The organism is Meiothermus luteus, assembly GCF_003574085.1.
Taxonomy (GTDB): domain Bacteria; phylum Deinococcota; class Deinococci; order Deinococcales; family Thermaceae; genus Meiothermus; species Meiothermus luteus.
Genome location: NZ_QWKZ01000057.1, coordinates 1 through 19,447 on the forward strand (window position 1 = coordinate 1; position 19,447 = coordinate 19,447).

The 19,447-nt window shown below is 64.8% G+C and carries 17 protein-coding genes and 2 pseudogenes; 14 read left to right on the forward strand and 5 right to left on the reverse strand.

What is annotated here, in order from left to right:
- Positions 1-235: 235 nt before the first annotated feature.
- The 11 genes and pseudogenes from Mlute_RS09320 to Mlute_RS09360 all read left to right on the forward strand — a co-directional run bounded on the left by Mlute_RS09320 (position 236) and on the right by Mlute_RS09360 (position 9,644).
- The gene (locus tag Mlute_RS09320; protein WP_119360407.1) at positions 236-2,833 is read left to right on the forward strand and encodes a BTAD domain-containing putative transcriptional regulator; all 2,598 of its coding nucleotides are present in this window, start codon (positions 236-238) and stop codon (positions 2,831-2,833) included.
- Positions 2,834-2,851: 18 nt separating this feature from the next.
- Positions 2,852-3,226, forward strand: a complete 375-nt coding sequence (locus Mlute_RS09325) for a hypothetical protein (protein WP_147371057.1) — start codon at positions 2,852-2,854, stop codon at positions 3,224-3,226.
- Between the two features lie 25 nt (positions 3,227-3,251).
- Complete coding sequence (locus Mlute_RS09330; RefSeq protein WP_220452070.1) at positions 3,252-3,449, forward strand: hypothetical protein; 198 nt, start codon at positions 3,252-3,254, stop codon at positions 3,447-3,449.
- 23 nt (positions 3,450-3,472) lie between these two features.
- A complete protein-coding gene (locus Mlute_RS16465; RefSeq protein ID WP_281270858.1) occupies positions 3,473-3,604 on the forward strand; it encodes a hypothetical protein in 132 nt (43 codons plus the stop codon).
- A gap of 10 nt (positions 3,605-3,614) precedes the next feature.
- Positions 3,615-4,412 carry a DUF7452 domain-containing protein gene (locus tag Mlute_RS09335; RefSeq protein WP_119360410.1) on the forward strand — a complete coding sequence of 266 codons (798 nt, stop codon included), beginning with the start codon at positions 3,615-3,617 and terminating at the stop codon, positions 4,410-4,412.
- A 92-nt stretch (positions 4,413-4,504) separates the two neighbouring features.
- Entirely contained in the window at positions 4,505-4,645 is a 141-nt protein-coding gene (locus Mlute_RS15625) for a hypothetical protein (protein ID WP_220452071.1), read from the forward strand.
- 9 nt (positions 4,646-4,654) lie between these two features.
- Positions 4,655-5,230 (forward strand): hypothetical protein, encoded by a 576-nt coding sequence (locus tag Mlute_RS09340; RefSeq protein WP_119360411.1) that lies wholly within the window; start codon positions 4,655-4,657, stop codon positions 5,228-5,230.
- 88 nt (positions 5,231-5,318) lie between these two features.
- On the forward strand, positions 5,319-6,005 hold the full coding sequence (locus Mlute_RS09345; protein ID WP_119360412.1) for a hypothetical protein: 687 nt from the start codon (positions 5,319-5,321) through the stop codon (positions 6,003-6,005).
- Positions 6,006-6,172: 167 nt separating this feature from the next.
- Entirely contained in the window at positions 6,173-7,915 is a 1,743-nt protein-coding gene (gene aspS / locus Mlute_RS09350; RefSeq protein WP_119360413.1) for an aspartate--tRNA ligase, read from the forward strand.
- Between the two features lie 18 nt (positions 7,916-7,933).
- Complete coding sequence (locus Mlute_RS09355) at positions 7,934-8,836, forward strand: PhzF family phenazine biosynthesis protein (RefSeq protein WP_119360414.1); 903 nt, start codon at positions 7,934-7,936, stop codon at positions 8,834-8,836.
- Positions 8,833-9,644 (forward strand): annotated as a pseudogene (locus tag Mlute_RS09360) (HAD family hydrolase). The gene Mlute_RS09355 and the pseudogene Mlute_RS09360 overlap by 4 nt, the downstream one beginning before the upstream one ends.
- Positions 9,645-9,718: 74 nt before the next feature.
- On the opposite strand, the gene Mlute_RS09365 reads toward Mlute_RS09360, so the two are convergent.
- The 3 genes from Mlute_RS09365 to fsa form a co-directional block, all read right to left on the reverse strand.
- The gene (locus tag Mlute_RS09365; protein ID WP_119360415.1) at positions 9,719-10,903 is read right to left on the reverse strand and encodes a peptidoglycan DD-metalloendopeptidase family protein; all 1,185 of its coding nucleotides are present in this window, start codon (positions 10,901-10,903) and stop codon (positions 9,719-9,721) included.
- A 93-nt stretch (positions 10,904-10,996) separates the two neighbouring features.
- Positions 10,997-12,343, reverse strand: coding sequence for a transcription termination factor Rho (gene rho / locus Mlute_RS09370; protein ID WP_407942648.1), 1,347 nt, complete (start codon positions 12,341-12,343; stop codon positions 10,997-10,999).
- A 9-nt stretch (positions 12,344-12,352) separates the two neighbouring features.
- Entirely contained in the window at positions 12,353-13,003 is a 651-nt protein-coding gene (gene fsa / locus Mlute_RS09375; protein WP_119360416.1) for a fructose-6-phosphate aldolase, read from the reverse strand.
- A gap of 426 nt (positions 13,004-13,429) precedes the next feature.
- Here fsa and ileS point away from each other — a divergent pair, with 426 nt between their 5' ends.
- The 3 genes from ileS to Mlute_RS09390 all read left to right on the forward strand — a co-directional run bounded on the left by ileS (position 13,430) and on the right by Mlute_RS09390 (position 18,102).
- On the forward strand, positions 13,430-16,711 hold the full coding sequence (ileS, locus tag Mlute_RS09380; RefSeq protein ID WP_119360417.1) for an isoleucine--tRNA ligase: 3,282 nt from the start codon (positions 13,430-13,432) through the stop codon (positions 16,709-16,711).
- A gap of 162 nt (positions 16,712-16,873) precedes the next feature.
- Positions 16,874-17,308 carry a SufE family protein gene (locus tag Mlute_RS09385; protein ID WP_119360418.1) on the forward strand — a complete coding sequence of 145 codons (435 nt, stop codon included), beginning with the start codon at positions 16,874-16,876 and terminating at the stop codon, positions 17,306-17,308.
- A 2-nt stretch (positions 17,309-17,310) separates the two neighbouring features.
- Positions 17,311-18,102 (forward strand): TrmH family RNA methyltransferase, encoded by a 792-nt coding sequence (locus Mlute_RS09390; protein ID WP_119360419.1) that lies wholly within the window; start codon positions 17,311-17,313, stop codon positions 18,100-18,102.
- On the opposite strand, the gene Mlute_RS09395 is transcribed toward Mlute_RS09390, so the two are convergent.
- Positions 18,095-19,039, reverse strand: a complete 945-nt coding sequence (locus Mlute_RS09395) for a ribose-phosphate diphosphokinase (protein WP_245958922.1) — start codon at positions 19,037-19,039, stop codon at positions 18,095-18,097. The genes Mlute_RS09390 and Mlute_RS09395 overlap by 8 nt on opposite strands.
- Before the next feature lie 34 nt (positions 19,040-19,073).
- A pseudogene (locus Mlute_RS09400) lies at positions 19,074-19,331 on the reverse strand (IS4-like element ISTth2 family transposase); the annotation flags it as partial.
- Positions 19,332-19,447: the final 116 nt, after the last annotated feature.

The following is a 19,447-nucleotide window of genomic DNA, read 5'->3' on the forward strand; positions in this document are numbered from 1 at the left end:
TCCCGAACCCACCGCCATCAAGCAGATGAGCAGCAGGTCTTGCCATTGATGTTGGGTCCTCAAGGGCTCGCGGGGGTCGGGTATCTGGGCTAGATAGGGTAGTGGACTGGGAATGGAGACCGCTTGCGTATGTGGTTACGATAAAAGCCTGACGGCAGGTGTAGATGGACACCAGAGGGTTTTTTCGTCAAGATGGTAGTCAGCACATTCCCCCTGGTTTGGAAAGCGTCATGCCATGCTGCAAATCAAACTCTTGGGCTCCCCTAGAATAATCCGTGAAGGGCAGGAAGTGACCTTGCCCCGCAAAGCGGTGGCGCTGCTGGCCTATCTGGCCCTCGAGGGCGACCAGCCCCGTAGCCGCTTGGTGGGGCTTTTGTGGGGGAGCCAGGCCGAGGCCGAGGCCCGCCACAGCTTGAGGCAGGTGCTCTACCAGATCGGCAAAAGCTCCGCCGGGCCCCATCTGCGGGCCGGGCGTGAGCGGCTGGGGCTAGAAGACTTTTGGCTGGACGTGCAGGTTTTTAGGGAGCAGGTAGAAAAGCAGGACTGGCCCCAGGCCCTGGTCTCGTACCGAGGGGCCTTGTTGGAGGGTTTTGAGCTGGAGGAGGGGGGCTTTGCTGAGTGGCTGGGGGAGTGGCGCGAGCGGCTGGGGCGGCTTTGGGTCAAGGCCCAGGAGGGCCGGGCAGGGGCGCTTCTGGCCAGTGGGCAGACCCCGGCAGCCCTGGAACACTACCTCGAGCTTATCCGCTACGACCCGCTGCAAGAACACTTCCACCGCGAGGCCATGCGGCTTTATGCAGCGCTGGGCCAGACCGAGGCGGCGCTGGGCCAGTACCGGCGGCTTTGTGAGGTTTTGCGGCAGGAACTGGCCCTGGAGCCCCTGCCCGAAACCCAGGCCTTAGCCGAGCAGATCCGCCGGCGCAAAGCGGCTCCCCAGGTTCAGCCCAAAGCCCCCCAGGGCCCCTTCCTCTACCCCCCGCTGGTGGGGCGCGAGGCAGCCCTGGAGGGGCTCGAGGCGGCTTGGCAGGCGGGGAGCATCCTGCTCATCGCCGGGCCCGCCGGGGTAGGCAAAACCCGGCTGGCCCAGGCGTTTCTGGCCGACAAAGGGCCCTACACCGTGCTCGAGGGGCAGCCAGGCGACGGCCTCACCCCCTACGCCTCCATGACCCGCTGGCTGCACCGGGCCCTGGACACGAACCCGGGGGTAAGCCTCAAAAGCTGGGTGCGCCTCGAGGCCTCCCGGCTGGTTCCCGGGCTATCGGACATCCCCCCGCCACCGCTGGACGAGGCCGGCCAGATGCGGTTTTTTGCTGCGCTGGGGGAGCTGTTGGCCCTGGCCGGCAGCCCGGTGTTTCTCAGCGAAGACGCACATTACAGCGACCCCTGGAGCCTGCGGGCCCTGGCGGCAGGCTTGGGAGGTGCCCGGCTCATCGCCACCTTCCGGCCCGACGAACTAGCACCCGAGGTAGCCCGGCGCTACCAGGACTGGCGCCAAAGCCAGGTAGCGGTCTGGCTCGAGCTCGAGCCTTTGAGCGAGCCCCAGGTGGCCGAGCTGGTGGCCCGGCTCTCGGGGCGACCCGCACAGCTTTTTCCCCGGCGGCTCTACCAGGCCACCGGGGGTAACCCGCTGTTTGTGGTAGAGACCCTGCGCGGCCTATTCGAGTCGGGAGCGCTACGCCTGGGCGAGGGCGACGTCTGGGAGACCCCTTACGACGAAACCACCCACGACTACGCCGAACTGCCCATCGCGCCCAGTGTGCGCCAGGTCATTCTGGCGCGTCTGGAGCGCCAGGGTGCGGCGGTAGGGCGATGCCTCGAGGTGGCTGCCCTGGTCGCCGACGGCAGCTTTGACTGCACCCTCCTGGCCGAGGCCACCGCGCTTTCGGACTGGGAAGTATCCGAAGCGCTGGAGCAGGCCCGGCGGGCCCGGCTGATTGACCCGGCTCCGGAGGGATACCGCTTTAGCCACGACCTAATGGCCCGCGCCATTGCCGAGGCCCTGGGGCCCGACCGCCGCCGGCTCATCTCGGCCCGCTTGGCCCGGCACTACGCCGGACGGGGCGCCCATCCGGCCCGGGTGGCGGGCTACTTCGAGGCTGCTGGACAGCTCCAGGAGGCTGCGGACTGGTGGTTCCAGGCTGCCCAGCAGGCCCACAGCCTGCGGGCCTACTGCGAGGCCGACGGGTACTACCGGCAAGCTCTGGAAGCCATGCCCTCAGGGCATCCCCGGCGCTTCGAGGCCGCCTCTCGGCGCTTCTATCTGGGCCGACAGGTGGGCCTAGCCAGCCCCGAGGCCCAGCTCGAGCAGCTCGAGGGTCTGCAGCAAATGGCCCAGACCGCCCTCGAGCAGGCCCAGGTCTGGTTTTTTCGCAGCATGGCCCTCGACGACCGACACGACCTGGCAGGCGCCCTGGAGGCCAGCCGCCAGGCCTACCGGTACGCACTGCAGGTCTCCGTGGCCGAGGCCTTCTACCCGCTGGTCTTCGTCACCCACTACCAGCGCGACCTGGGGTTGCTGGAGGAGGCCTATCAGGACGGGCTGGAGGCGCTCAAGCTGGCCCAAAGCCTCACCCCCTACCACCAAATCGAGGCCCTGCTTTGCCACAGCCTGACCCTGATGCTCTCTGGCCAGCCGGAGGCGGCGCTGGCCTTGACCGCGCAGGCCGAGGCCCAGATGCAGCGGCACACCCCGGCGCCCTCGAGCTTCTGGCTTCTGCAAGAGCGCGTTGGAGGGGTGCGGGCCCGGGTGCTGAACAGCCTGGGGCGGTTCGACGAGGCAGCAGCCCAGGTGGAGGCCCTGGTCGAGAAATCCCGCCAGGCCGGGGTGCAGCGCTAGGAGCTAGTAGCCCTTTTGGTGCGGGCCCAGGCCTGGCTGGGGCAGGGCCAGACCGCCCTGGCCACCGCCGACCTCGAGCGGGCTTTGGCACTTTCGGAGGTCCTGCACTGGGGCGGGACCGAGGTACGGCAGCTTTACGCCGAGCTCGAGCTTATGCAACAAAACCCCAAGGCCGCCCTGCGCCTGGCCCAGCAAGCCCTGGAAGCTGCTCAGAGCGAAGCCCAGCGGATCAACGCGCTGTACAGCCGGGGCGGGGCCTGGCTGGCTTTGGGTGCATTCAAGAATGCCCGGGCCGACCTCGAGCAGGCCCTCACCCTGCACGAAGGCCGGCCCCGTTTTCAATGCGTCAGCGCGGAGGCCCTCCAGGCCCGCCTGGCAATGACGCCCCAATGACGCCCACCGGGCTACCCTTGGCTCGGTGATGGAGCCGAAGCCTCCCAAATCCCTCAACCTGGTGCTGCACCTCGAGCCTTCTGCGCCTCAGCAGCCCTGGCGGGCGGTTTTGCTCGACCCCGAGACCCAAGAAGAGCGGGTTTTCAACAGCCCACTAGAGTTGTTGCAGTACCTGGAGCAGCTCTGCCGGGCCTCGGGGGGACAGGTGTTTGGGATTCGCTAACCCCATCACCAAGGGAGCAACCCATGAAACAAACCCTTAGACGGCTCGCTCTTCTGGCCCTCATGCTGGCTACCCTGGTGGCCTGCGGAGGTGGGGGCGGCGGCAACGCAGGCATCTGGGACAACAGCCGGTGGGATCAGGCCAACTGGCAGTAGGGGTGTGGATATGCGTGGGAAAAACCTGTTCTTTTTTGTGTTGGGTGCGAGCATCGTGGCCTCTGGACTCTGGGCCCTGAGTGTGGGGTCGCTTACCAGCTTCAGCGCAGGTACGCCTATCAAGGCCAGCGAGGTCAACCAGAACTTCACCACCCTGCGCACGGCCATCGAGGCGCTCGAGGCGCGGCCCACAGGAGCGAGTTTTGGAGCCAACCTGACCGGCAGCGATGGAACCAACCCTGGTTTCAAGCTGCGCAACAATGCGACTGGCGGAACCGGGATTCGAGGCGAAATACCCGCCACGGGCTACGCGGTTTTGGGCAAGTCCGACGGGGGTGGTGTAGGTGTACGGGGCGAGGCTGGGGCTTTAGGGGCGGGCGTTTGGGGCAATGTTGCTGACTCCGGATGGGGCGTTATCGGCAGCTCGGACGGCGGCGGCATTGGTATTGAGGGAAGGGCGATAGGTGGGGTAGCGGTTTCTGCGGTTGCCACCGGCAGCAGTGGGACAGCCTTGCGGGTTAGTGGCAGCATTGCGGTAAGCGGAAGCAACAAAGCGGCCTTCGTACACACCGCCACCCTCGACAACATCAACGCCAGCCGCACCACCCTGGACAACCCCATGATTAACGGCGACCCCAACGCCATCCTGACCGTCACCCATCTCAGCAACGATACCGACCCCGTTATCCCTGCGCCCATCGGGGTTTCCTACGATAGTGTTGCGGGCCGCTGGCGCATTTTCCGGGCCGATGGGGGCAGTATGCCCAACGGGGCCAAGTTCAATGTTCTGGTTATCAAGCAACTCTGATCGAGGGTAGGCATGGGAAACGCTTGGATAATTGGGTTCTTGTTCCTCTCTATGCCGGCCCCAGCGTGGGTCTGGGGTTCTCCGGAGGGGGCGTGAGCGGCCCCATCTTCGCCCTGGCGGCGGGCCTCGAGCTGCCCACCGGCAACGTGTATACCTTCCTGGAAGGGGTCTTCACCTTCAACGGGCCGGGCGCCAGTTTTGGCCTGCGGGGCGGAGTCAGCGTGCGTTTATGAGGGTGGGATATGTCCAACAAAAACCTCTTCTTTTTGGCGCTTGGCATCGGGTTGTCCACCCTCGGTTTTTGGGCCCTGGCCGGCATCAATCTGCCGCATACCTTTAGCGCTGGTAGTCCCATCCGGGCCGCCGAGGTCAACGCCAACTTTGCCGCGCTGAACAACGCCCTCCCCGGCGTGGCCCAGACCGCCGCGTCCGACTCCGTCGCTATCACCGATACCACCCCGGCTGTGGACAGCGTGACCATAAATGTGCCGGGGCCGGGGTATGTGAGGGTGAGCGCCACGGCCCAGCTCAACGTGGAATACACCGGCACCTCGAGCGCGATGTTCACCCTGGCGGTTTCCAACACCGCCGATACCATCCGCCCCGACCAGGACAAGCGCATCTCGCTTCCCGGCGGGCTGCCCGCCTGGACTTATCGCTATATCGTAAGCAGCGAGCGGGTATTTCCGGTAGACAGTGCGGGCCCCAAAACCTTCTACCTGATTGCCGAGGAAAATAGCAGCGTACAGGGCACCATCTCGAGCCGCACCCTCACCGCCACCTTCCTAACCGGCATGGGGACGGTGCAAAGCCCGTAAGCTAGGTTCGATAGTCCATAGTCTTGGGTCAGAGGACGGTTACTATTGGCTATAGACTATGAACTATAGACCTCTAAAAGGAGCAACTATGAACAACCGCAGAATTTTGGCTTGGCTAGGGGTGGGCGTGCTGGGGCTGGTGCTGGCCCAGGCCGTGCAGCGGCAGCTCAACCTGGTGGTGAATGGACAGGCCCAGAGCAGCAAGGCCATTGTGGTGGGCGGGCAGACCTATGTACCGGTGAGCGCCCTGCGGGCTTTGGGCGTTACGGCCTCGGTCTCGGGCAATACCGTGAACCTGAGCGGTTCGCCGGTAGCCGGGGCCGACCAGCGGGCCAGCCTCGAGGGCTGCCTGAACGAGTGGCTCAACAACGGCATCTGGCGGGCCCGGGCTACCAAGGTTGAGGCGTTTGACGAAAACGGCCTCAAGGGCTGGGCCATAGACTTTGAGGTGCGCAACGCCACCCCCAAAACCCTCGAGGCCTGGAACGCCGGCTTCAAAGACCCCAGCAGCCTTACCCTGGCCTTTGCCGACGGTACCACCCAGCGTATGGAGGGGAATGCCCTGGCCCGCGAATCCTACGAAGCTAAAATCTACAATGCCGTCATCCCTCAGGGTGCTGGCGTTACCACAAAGCTCAAGTTCACCAGCAGCCGCACCGACGCCCCGACCAAGCTCCTGATCGAGATGGACACCAACAGCATCAAGCAGAAGTACAATCTGGCCTTCAGCGCCCCCAACCCCAGCCTGCGTTTCAAGCTAGACTGCTCGCGGTAACTAAATGCCTCCGCCCTCCCTCTTTGGGGGGGTTTTTGTGATTTTGTTGGGGGCGGTTGGGGATTTTAGTGATATTTTTCACGATTTATTCTGCTCGTGAAGTTTTTATCTGAAATCCGGCCCAATCTCCTCTTGAGAAGCCCTCACAAAAGGTTATGCTAAAGCCCATGCGCCGAACGCTTTATTGTGGCCACCTGCGCGAACAGCACACCGGCCTGAAGGTAACCCTGGAAGGATGGGTCAACCGAAGACGCGACCTGGGCGGGCTTATCTTCATAGACCTACGCGACCGCGAGGGGCTTGTACAGGTCGTGGTGAGCCCCGATGCGCCCTGCTTTGCCGAGGCCAGCCGGGTGCGCTCGGAATGGGTTATCCGAGTAGAGGGGGTGGTGCGGGGCCGGCCAGCTGAGCAGGTCAACCAGAAGATTGCTACTGGCGCGGTGGAAGTGCTGGCCCAGAACCTGGAGGTCCTGGCGGAGGCCCGAACCCCTCCCTTCCCCATCGATGCGGGCTGGCGTGGCGAGGAGGATCAGAACGTCGCCGAGGAGGTGCGGCTCAAGCACCGGGTGGTGGACCTGCGGCGCAAGCGGCTGCACGACAACCTGCGGCTGCGGCACAAGGTCATCGCCGCCATCTACCGCTTTCTGGACGCGGAGGGCTTTATCGGCGTGGAGACCCCTTACCTAACCCGCTCCACCCCCGAGGGGGCACGGGATTTTCTGGTGCCCTCGAGGCTCGAGCCGGGCCACTTCTACGCCCTGCCCCAGTCGCCCCAGCTTTTCAAGCAGATGCTGATGGTGGCCGGCTACGACCGCTACTTCCAGATTGCCCGCTGCTTCCGCGACGAAGACCTGCGGGCCGACCGCCAGCCCGACTTCACCCAGCTCGATATGGAGATGTCCTTTGTGGAGCAGGAGGACATCATCGAGCTCAACGAGCGGCTGGCCGCCTACATCCTGCGCGAGGTGCTGGGGGTGGAGCTCCCTCTCCCCTTCCCCCGCCTCCCCTACGCCGAGGCCATGAACCGCTTTGGCTCGGACAAGCCCGACCTGCGCTTTGGCTTAGAGCTCCAAGACGTAACTGAGGTGTTCAAAGGGGGCGCTTTCCGGGCCTTCGCCGAGGCCGAGGTGGTCAAGGCCCTGGCGGCCCCCAAGGCCCTTTCGCGCAAGGAGATCGAGGAGCTCGAGGCCCTGGCCAAGTCCAAAGGAGCGGCAGGCCTGGCCTGGGCCCGCCTGGAGAACGGAGCGCTTACTGGTGGAATCGCCAAATTCATCCCCCCCACGCTCTTGGAGAGGCTGACCGTTTCGGAGGGCCAGACCCTGCTCTTCGTGGCCGGTCCCTGGCGCAAGGCGGTGGAGAGCCTGGGGGCGGTGCGGCTCGAGCTAGGCCGGCGGCTTGGGCTGATTGAGCCCGGCTTTAAGTTCTTGTGGGTGGTGGACTTTCCCCTGCTGGAGTGGGACGAGGAGGCCGGGCGGTGGACCTACATGCACCACCCCTTTACCAGCCCCAACCTAGAGGACCTGCACCTGCTGGATAGCCAACCCGCAAAGGTGCGGGCCTACGCCTACGATTTTGTGCTCAACGGCAGCGAGATCGGCGGGGGTTCCATCCGCATCCACCGCCGCGACCTGCAAGAGCGCATCTTCGCCCTGCTGGGCATCGGCCCGGAGGAAGCCCAGGAGAAGTTCGGGTTCTTGCTCGAGGCCCTCTCCTACGGCGCCCCACCCCACGGGGGCATTGCTTGGGGGCTAGACCGCTTCGTGGCCCACCTGGCCGGCGAGGACTCCATCCGCGAGGTCATTGCCTTCCCCAAGAACAAGGAGGGCAAGGAGCCGCTCACCGGGGCCCCGGCCCCGGTGGAGGAGGCCCAGCTCGAGGCGCTGGGGCTGCGGCTGAGGGGTGAGGGATGAGGTGGCAGGAGGTATCCCGTGGGTAGCCCTGGGGTGGCCTACAGGCTAGCGGACGCCTTCACCGAGGTGGTGGGCGGTGGCAACCGGGTGGCCTTGGTGCTGGACGCGCGAGGGCTTACCCCAGAGGAGATGCAGTGGATATCCAGGCGGCTTGGGGAGGCCCAGGCGGCTTTCGTCACCGACTGGGACCACAATAGCTTTGAGGTGCGCTTTTTTACCGTAGCCGGGGAGGTGGAGTTCAGCGGGCACGCTGCGGTGGCCTTGGCCCACAGCCTAGCCCAAGAGGGCCGGATTAAGCCACCGCAAACCCTTTTTCGGAGCATCGGCGGACCGCTGGTGGCCCGGTTCGAGGACCAGCTGGCCTTGGTGCAAAGCCCCGTCCCCCGCTTCCGCGACCCACCGACCTGGCGGGCCCTCCAGGAGATTACCGAGGCGCTGGGGGCCAACGAGCGCTACCTGCACCGCGGGCTCCCCTATGGCATCACCTTCACCGGGCTGTGGACGCTCTTCGTGCCGGTGGTGGCCCCCGGCCTGGTGGACGCGCTAGAACCGGAGATGGAGCCCCTAAACCGCCTTTCGGCGGAGCTGGGGGTGGCCGCGGTGCATGTTTACGCCCCCATCGGACCGCGCCGGTTCTACGCCCGCACCTTCGCCCCAGCCTTGGGCATCCCCGAGGACCCGGTCACCGGCTCCCCCAACGCCGCCCTGGGGGCCATGCTGGCCCGGGCAGGGGTGGTCCCCCGCTGGGAAGGAGAGGTGCGGCTACAGGTGGTACAAGGGCACCGTGTGGGCGGACCAGGCGAGGTGGAGGTGCGGGTCAGCTATGGGCCGGCGGGGAACATCCTGGCGGTCTATATCGGAGGCAAAGCAGTGGTGGCGAAGGACGGATGGCTCGAGCTAGGCAACGCAAGAGGGGTATGAGCAGGATTCGGCTGGCGCTGATAGATGTAGATGGCACCCTCTTTGGCCCCTCGGGCGTCCCCGAGTGCGCCTGGGAAGCGGCCGAGCAAGCCCGGCGGGCCGGGCTTCACCTAAGCATCTGCACTGGGCGGCCAGGCCGGGGCTTCGCCTTGGAGTACGCGAAGCGGCTGGATCCTCAGGGCCTGCACATCTTTGAGTCGGGGGCGGTGGTGGTCTCAGGCCAAGGGTCAGCGGTCAGGGTCTTGAGCCTGCCGGCACAGGCCTACGCCAGGCTTCTCGAGCTGAGCCGAAAACACGGGATCCCCTTCGAAGTCTACACCGCACAAGGGGGCTTCTACCGAGAGGTCTCCCACCCTGACCTACTTCAACACGAGGCCATGCTGGGCTTCGCGGCGGAAGAGCTTCCCCTAGACAAGGTTCCCGGCCAGGTCGTGCGGGTCCAGTACGTGTGGCGTTTCTCCCCTGCTTGGGAGGCAGCGCGGCAAGAGATTCTGGAAATCCCAAGCGTAGAACTCCACGAAGCCACCAGCCCCGGGATGCCTGGAGTGGGTTCAGCTCGGTAACTGCGGCAGGGGTCTCCAAGCGCAGCGCAGCGGAGTGGGTGGCAGGCCGCCTGGGTCTCTCCCTGGCCCAAGCGGCCATGGTGGGCGACGGAGAAAACGACCTGGAGCTCATAAAGGCAGCTGGACTCGGCATCGCCATGGGCAACGCCCCCGAGCAGGTCAAACGGGCTGCCCAGCGAGTGGTAGAGCGGGTGGAAAACTGCGGCTTGGCCGAGGCCTTGGCGTTGGCTCGGATTTTCAAGTGATTTTATTCACGATTTATCATGCTCGGGAAATTTTTATCTACAACCCAGTAAAATCCTCTACACCCCCGACAGCACTAGGGAAGAAAGGCCATGGGGTTGCGGGGGACACCCCCTACCCGAACCTCAAAGTGCAGGTGGGGGCCGGTGCTCCATCCCGTAGAACCCACATAGCCGATGACCTGGCCACGCTCCACCCACTGCCCAGGACGCACCACAATGCGGGACATGTGGCCATAAAGGGTTTCCTGACCGCCACCGTGGTCCAGCACCACGTGGAGCCCATAGCCAAAGCGGCTCCAGCCCGCCACCCCCACCTGGCCGGCACGGGCCGCATAGATGGGCGTGCCCACCGGGGCTGCCAGGTCTATGCCGGTGTGGAAGCGCTGGAACACCCCCCGACGGCCAAAATAGGTGGTGATGGTGAAGCTAGTCATGGGCCAGCGGTACCCCGCGGCCGCCACCACCGCGTTGGCCCGGCGGAGCTGAGGCTGAGCTTGTGCTGGGGAGCGTGTCTGGAGCTGAGCCCGGCGCTGCTCGGCTATCTGGCGGCGCCGGGCCTCCTCCTGCCGGCGGCGCTCCTCAGCAAGCCGGCGGCGCTCCTCCTCGCGGGCCCTCCGCTCGGCCTCTTGGATTTGGAGCAGCCGCTCGTAGGTGGCCTTGGCCTGAACCCCCGGAAGCAGGACCAGATCGCCCGGCCCAACCTCCGTGGGAGAGACCAGCCCGTTGGCCCTGGCCACCACCGGTAGGGGCAGCCGATAGCGCTGGGCCAGGTCATGAACGGTCTCCCCCGGCTTCAGGCGCACCAGCAAACCGGGTTCGCCGGTGGGAATGTAGAGGGTGGAGCCTACCTCGAGCCGGTCCAGGCTTTTCAGCTCCGGGTTGGCCGAGACCAAACCCAGCAGCGTAAGGTCAAAGCGGCGGGCAATGGACTCAACGGTATCGCCAGGCCGCACGATATAGGCCCGCACCCCCGGGGGCAGCCGCACCTCGCTGGGGGTATCGTCCACCAACGGGATGCGCAGAAGCTGGCCGGGACGCAGATGAGCGCTTTGAAGACCGCTGCTGTACATGATGGCCCGGGCATCCACACGGTAGCGATGGGCGATTGCGCTTAGGGTATCGCCGGGCTGCACCGTGTAGAGCACCCATCCCTTGCGGGCTGGGGCTTCCACGGTGATCTTGGTTCCGGGCAGGTTGGGCTGGAGCAGACCGAGAACCCCCGTCGCCAGCACACCGCCCAAGATTTCGCCAATGGACAAAGCCGACCTCCTTGCGGGCTGGGGCCAGGAAACCCCACTGCGGAAACTCAGGGGCAAGCCCAGGGTTTCCGGCGACTTCCGCAGGGAGTATACCTACTTCCCCCCCAAGGATGCAAGGAACTCCTTGTTGGACTTGGTGCGGTAGAGCCTCGCCAAGAGCATTTCCATGGCCTCAGCGGGGTCCATGTCGGCGAGCACCTTGCGAAGGAGCCACATCTTTTGCAGCACTTCCTCCCCCAAAAGAAGCTCCTCCCGGCGGGTGCCCGACTTAAGAATGTCTATAGCCGGGAAGATGCGCCGCTCCTCCAAACGCCGGGACAGGTGCAGCTCCATGTTGCCGGTGCCCTTGAACTCCTCAAAAATCACGTCGTCCATGCGACTGCCGGTCTCTACCAGGGCCGTGGCTAGGATGGTCAGCGAGCCCCCTCCCCGGATGTTGCGGGCTGCCCCCAAAAAGCGTTTAGGGAAGTGCAACGCAGCGGAGTCAAGGCCGCCCGAGAGGGTACGGCCGGTGGGCGGGGTGACCAGGTTGTTGGCCCGGGCCAGACGGGTGATGGAGTCCAAGAGGATGAGCACATGCCCCCCCTCCTCCACGATACGGCGGCTGCGCTCGTGGACGAATTCCGCTACCCGGATGTGGTTCTGCGGGGGCTCGTCAAAGGTAGAGGCGATAACCTCGGCCCCCTCTACCGACTCCCGGAAGTCGGTCACCTCCTCCGGGCGCTCGTCAATGAGCAGGACGATGACCTTGATGTCGGGCTCGTTCTTTAGTACAGCCCGGGCGATTTTCTTGAGCAGGGTGGTCTTACCGGCTTTGGGTGGGGCCACGATAAGGCCCCGCTGGCCCCGGCCGATGGGAGCCAGGAGGTCAATTACACGGGTGGAGGCCTCATCTGGGGTGGTTTCCAGGATGATCTGCTTATCGGGGAACTGGGGGATAAGGTCGTCAAACCTGGGGCGCTTGGCCGCGGCCTCGGGGTCAAGGTTGTTGACCGCCTCCACCTTCATCAAGGTGCCGTAGCGCTCGTGTTCACGGGCCGGGCGGGCCCGGCCCACCACGTAGTCCCCGCTGCGGAGCTGGTACTGCTTGATAAGCCCCGCCGAAACGATGACCGTGCGGGACTCGAGGTCGTAGAGGTTCTCCTGCAAGAAGCCGTAGCCATCGGGGCTAATCTCTAGGTAGCCCTTGGCGATGACCAGCCCCTCCTCGCTGGCCTCCCGCGAAAGCAAGAGCATGACCAGCTCATCCTTAGAGAGCTTCTTGTAGTTGGGGATGCCAGCTTCTGCGGCGAGCAGGTGCAGCTCAGGCAGGATTCGGTTGGCCAGTTCCTGGTAGCTCAGGGGAACGTTGTTCTGTGGCTTGCGCCGAATCTTCTTCCCGGTGCGGGTTACCGTAACCTGGGCTTCGGCGTTGGGATCAGCAGCGGTCGTCTTGGGCATGGGAGACTCCTATAGGGTTGCGCTCGCTTTGGCCCAGTCCCTGAGGAAGGCCTCGAGGCCCGCCTCAGTCAGGGGGTGCTTGACGAGCTGTTGGAAGACCCGGGCAGGCATGGTGGCGATATGGGCGCCCAGCCGAGCGGCTTCGGCCACGTGGCGGGGATGGCGAATGGAGGCGGCCAGGATGCGGGTGGCGATACCTTGGACGCGGTAAATCTCGGCGATCTCCTGGATAAGCCTCATCCCGTCCCAGGAGATATCGTCAATCCGCCCTAGAAACGGGGAAACGCACCAGGCCCCAGCCTTCGCACACAGGAGGGCCTGGTTGGCGGAGAAAACCAGGGTCATGTTGACCCGGATGCCCTCCGAAGAGAGGGCCTTACAGGCTTTTAGGCCGTCTATCGTGGTGGGCAGCTTGACCACCACGTGCGGGTCTATCCCGGCCAGCCTCCGCCCCTCGGCGATCATCTCTGGGGCGCTGGTCGAGATGACCTCCGCCGAGACCGGGCCCTGCACCACCCGGCATATCTCCTTGATGGTGGGCTCCAGGGGGCGGCCCGTTTTGGCGATGAGGGAGGGGTTGGTGGTCACCCCGGAGAGCACGCCCCAGGCCGCAATCTCCTTGATCTCGCTTAGGTCCGCTGTATCCAGGTATAAGTCCATCCTCACTCCTTCCAGACTTCCCGCATGGGCGCACTTGTGCGGATTGATAGGCCGAGTATAGCGCCGACCTCGGATGAGAAGCAAGATTGTTGACGCGGGGATTAGCAGCTTGCTACCATGCAGGATAGCCGGTTGCCAGCAGTGGAATATAACACAGGCGGCAACCCGTGTAAAGGGCAGGGACGAGTAGGCCTCCAAGGCCCACGCAGCGAGCCCGGGAGGGTGCGAGCCGGGCGGCAACCTGGACGCTGAAAATCCCCCTGCTTTAATCCGGGAAGAAAGGGAAGGCCCGAGTAGAACCCGGCGGGAGCGCCCGAAACAGCGCCAAAGAGGGCCCGGGGAAGTCCCGGGAAGTGCGGTGGTACCGCGGGAGTTTTCTCGTCCGCACCCGGAAAGCAGGGCGCGGTTTTTGTTTTAGGAGCGGGTATGGTAGAGGAGAAAAAGCCCTTTCAGGCAGTAGGCGAGCCCAACTTCCCCAAGCTCGAGGAGGAGGTGTTGCGCTTCTGGCAGGAAAACCACATCTTCGTCAAGTCAGACCAGAAGGAGGCCCCCAAAGGGGAGTTCGTCTTCTACGAAGGACCCCCCACCGCCAACGGCCAACCCGCCATGCACCACGTGTTGGCTCGAGCCTTCAAGGACATCTTCCCCCGCTACAAGACCATGCGCGGCTACCACGTGACCCGCAAGGGCGGGTGGGACACCCACGGCCTTCCGGTAGAAATCGCGGTGGAAAAGAAGCTTGGGGTGCTGGGCCGCAAGTCCTTGACCCCCGAACAGATCGCCGAGTTCAACCAGCAGTGCCGCCAGTGGGTCTTTGCCAACATTGAGGACTGGAACTACTTCACCCAGCGAATGGGGATGTGGCTTGATCTGGAGAACGCCTACATCACCTACAGCAACGAATACATTGAGTCGGTCTGGAACCTCCTAAAGCGGATGTGGGACCGGGGCATGATCGTCCAGGACTATAAGGTGGTGCCCCTTTCCCCTCGCATCTCCACCACCCTCTCACAAAACGAAATCGCCGACGGCTACCGGGAGGTGGACGACCCCAGCGTCTACGTTCGCTTCCCCTTGCGGCTGGAAACCACCCCCAAGGCAGCGCGGGCCAGGCTGGAGGCCCAGGGGGTGCGGTTGGAGGAGCTAAAGGAGCCCGCCATTCTGGTCTGGACCACCACCCCCTGGACCCTGCCTTCCAACACCCTGGCCGCGGTCCACCCAGAGATGGACTACGCGCTGGTGCGCTCCCCCTCGGTAGGCCACTTGGTGCTGGCCGCCCAGGCGGTGGAGCGGGTGGGGGCGTTGCGCAAGGAGGGGCTCGAGGTGCTCGCCCATCTTAAGGGCGCAGAGCTGGAGGGATGGGAGTACCTGCCCCCTTTCCCGGAGGTGTGCGTAGAGCTGGGCGCGGTGAAGGCCCAAGGGGAAAGGCGCCCCGATGGGAGGCCGGTGATGCACTTTATCGCCCTGGCCGAGTTCGTGAGCGCCGAGGACGGCTCCGGAGTGGCCCACCAAGCGCCGGTATACGGGGCAGAGGACCTGGAGATAGCCCGCAAGTACGAGGTTCCCCTCCTCTTCGGTACCGATGAGTACGGAATTATGCGGGTCACCGAGGAGCGGGGCAAGTTTTTCAAAGACGCCGACAAGGGCCTGATCCGCATCCTGAAGGAGCGGGGCCTGCTCTACCACGCCGGGCAGATTCGCCACCGCTATCCCTTCCACGACCGCACCGGCGATCCCATCCTCTACTTCGCCAAGCCGAGCTGGTATATCAAGACCTCCAACTTCCGGCAGGAGCTATACGAAAACAACGAAAAGATTAACTGGATTCCCCCCCACATCAAGCACGGTCGGTTTGGCAACTGGCTCAAGGACAACGTGGACTGGGCCATCAGCCGGGAACGCTACTGGGGCACCCCGCTGCCCTTCTGGGTCTCGGAGGACGGCTCGGAGTATGTCTGTGTGGGGAGCGTGAGGGAGCTTTCGGAGCTGGTGGGCAAGGACCTAAAGGGCCTAGACCTGCACCGCCCCTATGTGGACGAGATTACCTTCGTCAAAAACGGCAAAACCTTCCGGCGGGTACCAGAAGTGCTGGACGTGTGGTTTGACTCCGGGGCCATGCCCTACGCCCAGTGGCACCTGATGCTAGACGAAAAGGACCAGCCCTTGCCTGGAACCGAGGAGAACTACCGCCTGTGGCGACGCCACTTCCCCGCCGACTACATCTGCGAGGCCATTGACCAGACCCGCGGCTGGTTCTACTCGCTGCACGCCATCTCCACCCTGATCTACGGGGAGCCCTGCTTCAAAAACGTAATCTGCCTGGGGCATCTGGTGGACGAAAAGGGCCACAAGATGTCCAAGAGCAAGGGCAACGTGGTGGAGCCCCTGCCCATGTTTGACAAGTACGGGGCCGACGCAGTGCGCTGGTATCTCTTTACCGCTTCTGAGCCGGGCGAGCAGAAGCGCTTTTCCGAACGGCTGGTGCAGGAGGCCCAGCGAGGCTTTTTGGGCACCTTGTGGAACGTCTACAGCTTCTTCGTGCTCTACGCCAACCTGGATAAGCCCAACCTGCAAAACCGCCCCGAGGTCCAAAGGCGACCGGAGATGGACCGCTGGCTGGTGGCCCGGCTGCAACGGCTTATCCAAGAGGTCACGGAGGGGCTCGAGGCCTACGACGCCCGCGGGGCGGGCAAGGCCCTAGAGGCCTTCGTGGATGAGCTTTCCAACTGGTACGTGCGGCGCAACCGGCGGCGCTTCTGGAAAAACGAGGACGCAACCGACCGCGAAGCGGCCTACGCCACCTTGTGGGAGGCCTTGGTTACCGTGGCCAAGCTCACCGCCCCCTTCACCCCCTTCATCGCTGAAGCGCTGTGGCAAAACCTGGTGCGGTCGGTGGAGCCAGGAGCCCCTGAGTCGGTACACCTGGCCGAGTGGCCCGAGCCAGACCCCCAGCTCGAGGACAGCGCCCTGCTCACTCAGATGGGCGCGGTGGTGCGGGTGGTGGGGCTGGCCCGGTCGGCCCGGGCGATAAGCGGCATCAAGACCCGGATGCCCCTACCCAGACTCCTGGCCACCGCCCCCAGCGAGGGCGAACGGGAGGGGCTGCGCCACTTTGCCGACGAAATCGCCGAAGAGCTCAATGTGAAGCGGGTGGAGGTCCTGGGGCTAGGCGAGGAAATCCTCTCCTACCGGGTGCTCCCCAACCTGCCGGCATTGGGAAAGAAGTACGGCAAGCGGGTGCCGCAAATCCGAGCCGCGCTGGCCGAGCTGGACGGCCGCATGGTGGCCCAGACGGTCAAGGCCGGGCGGGCCCTGAGCTTGGAGATTGAGGGTGAGCGGGTTGTGCTGGAGCCCTCGGAGGTCCTGCTGGAAGCCCTCTCCCCAGAGGGCTTTGCCGCCCAGGAGGAGGGGGGGTACCTAGCGGCCCTCGAGGTGCGGGTAGACGAGGAGCTCTTCCTGGAGGGCCTAGCCCGCGACCTCATCCGGCTGGTGCAGCAGGCCCGCAAGGAGATGGGCCTGGCGGTCTCGGACCGCATCCACCTGACCTACCAGGCCCAGGGTAAGTACGCCGAGGCACTGAGGCGGCACGGGGCTAGGCTGCAGGAGGAGACCCTGGCCCTCTCGCTCCTCGAGGCCGAACCCGCTGGCTTCGTCACCGAGCTTTCCGACGAGGAAGGCACCGCTCGCTTCGGCCTGAGCAAAGCCTAGGCCAAGGCGGCCAAAGGCCAGGGAGGAAGACCTTCGGCCGCCTTGGTGGGCCCGCCTGGGTGGCGGCAGGCTACTTGTACCACCGATACCGGAAGGCAACCAGGGAAAAAAGTCCCATCGTGCCATCTCGAAAACCAGGGAAAAAATCTATATCCTGGGCGTATGGCCGAGGAACGGCTGGCCCAGCTTCCACCCAGGTTGCAAAACGTGGTCAAGGCTTTGGGAAGCGTACCCAAAGCGCTCAAAACCGAGATGCTTCTGGAATTCGCCAGGAAGATGCCCCCCCTGCCGGAAGGGATGAAGGGGAAGCTCGAGCAGGTGCACGAGTGCACCACTCCCTTCTTCGTACACGCCGAGATAAAAGACCGGCGGGTTCACCTCTACTTTGATGCGCCCCAGGAGGCCCCCACGGTGCGGGCTTTTGCCGGGATGCTCGCCGAAGGGCTGGAAGGAGAGAGCCCAGAGGCTGTGCTGAGTGTTCCGGAGGACTTCTACACCCTGGCCCGGCTGGAGGAAATTATCACCCCCCTACGCCTGCGCGGGCTGCAGGCGGTGCTGATGCGCATCAAACGCCAGGTGCGGGAGGCCCAAGGCTAGGGATGCGGATTACCTCCCCCGCCAACCCCCGCATCAAGGCTGCCGCCGCGCTCAAAGAGCGGAGGGAGCGAGAAAAAACCGGGCTTTTCCTCATTGAGGGTGCGAGGGAGATCGCTCGAGCCCTGCAGGCTGGCATTGGCCTGGTGGAGGTCTATCGAGGGGAGAACCTGAACCCCGAGGAGGCGCGGGTAGCGGCAGGGCTGGACCGCCTGCCGTGGCTTCCTATACTCCTGGCCTCCGAGGCCGTACTCAAAAAGCTCAGCAACCGGGAGAATCCCGCTGGCCTGGTGGCCTTGGCCCGAATCCCCCGGACCTCCCTGTCCAGCCACACCCCCCCTAAGAACGCCTTGGTGCTCCTGGCGGTGGGCATAGAAAAGCCCGGCAACCTGGGGGCCATTCTCCGCTCCGCTGAGGCTGCTGGAGCCAGCGCGGTGCTGGCGGTGGGGGGGACCGACCTCTACAGCCCCCAGGTCGTGCACAACTCCACAGGGGCCATCTTCAGCCTGCCCTGCTTTTCCGTGGGTGAGGAGGAGGCCTGGGGGTGGCTAGAGCGGCACCAAATTCCCTTGGTAGCAACCACCCCTCAGGCCGAAAAGACCTACTGGGAAGCGAACCTGAGGGGCGCGGTAGCCCTGGCGCTGGGCCCTGAACACCAGGGCCTAGGGCCGGCGTGGCTGGCTCGAGCCACCTCAAGGGTGCGGGTGCCCATGTGGGGCCAGGCCGACAGCCTGAACGTCTCGGTCACCGCGGCCCTGGTCCTCTACGAGGCCGCCCGCCAGCGCAGCTTCAGATGAGGACGCTCACCGACTGGTTGGTGTGCACCCGCCGGATGGCCTGGGCCAAAAGAGGGGCGGTGGGCAGGATGGTGTAACCCAAATCCGGGCTTAGCGCGATGGTGTCGGTAAAGACCACCTCCCGGATGGCCGGGTGGGCCAGGTTCTCGCGGGCGTTCCCCACCAGCACCGCATGGGAGGCCATCACCACCACCTCCGGCGCGGCCCCGGCCGCCAACAGGGCCTCCACCCCCCGACGGATGGTGCCGCCCGTGGAGATGATGTCGTCAATGATAAGGGGCCGCTTCCCCGCCACATCGCCGATGACGTAGCTGACCTGGGTCTCCAGGGGCCCGGTGCGGCGCTTGGCCAGGATGGCCAGGGGGAGGTTGAGGCGTTCGGAAAGCCGGCGGGCCTGCTCGGCCCGACCCGAGTCGGGCGAGACCACCACCGCGTTCTGGGTGAGCCCGCGGTCCTCCAGGTACTCCGCGAAAAGCCGCACCGCGGAGAGCTCATCCACCGGATGGTAGAAAAAACCCTGAATCTGGGGGGCGTGAAGGTCTACGGTAATCACCCGGTGGATGCCCACGTGCTCGAGTAAGCCCGCCACCAGCCGGGCGGTGATGGGCTCCCGCCCTTGGGTCTGCTTGTCCTGCCGGGCGTAGCCGAAGTAGGGAATCACCGCATTAATCCGGCCCGCGCTGCTGCGGCGCACCGCGTCGGCCAGAACCAGTAGCTCCATTAGGTTGTCGTTGACCGGGGGGGCGGTGGGCTGGATGAGGTACACATCGTCCCCCCGGATGCTCTCCTGCAAACGCACCCGCACCTCGCCATCGGGAAAGCGCTCCACCACAGCCTCCCCCAGGCGAACCCCCAGGGCCCTGGCGATGGCCTCGGCCAGGGGCCGGTTGGCGTTCCCACTGAACAGCTTGACCTGTCCACCCCCCACCGCCTCCACAGCAGAGGCAATCCGCCCCTCGGCTGACCTCTCATCACTTTTCCCACCCCTGTACCCGTTGCCGCAGAAGACCTGTGAGCGTCCGCACCGCCACACTCCGCAGGGAGGGGGGCCCCTGGGCCAGAAGGAGGCGGGCTAGTCGGAAAAGGCTCTGCCGCTCCGGATGCGCCACCACCTTCGGCCACCACTCCCTGCCCCGCAAGGCGGCCCCCAACAGAACCAAGAGCACCATCCCTAGGAACAAAAGCCAAAGCCATCCCCTAAGGCTTCCCTCCGTCCTAATACCAAATCTCCCTCGAGGTGACACCTATAGTAGGATTGGGGAATGGGTCGTAGGATTGCCCCAATCGATTGGACTGAAAGCGCAGAGGAGCTGGAGGCACAGTATAGACGGGAGAGGAACCTGGA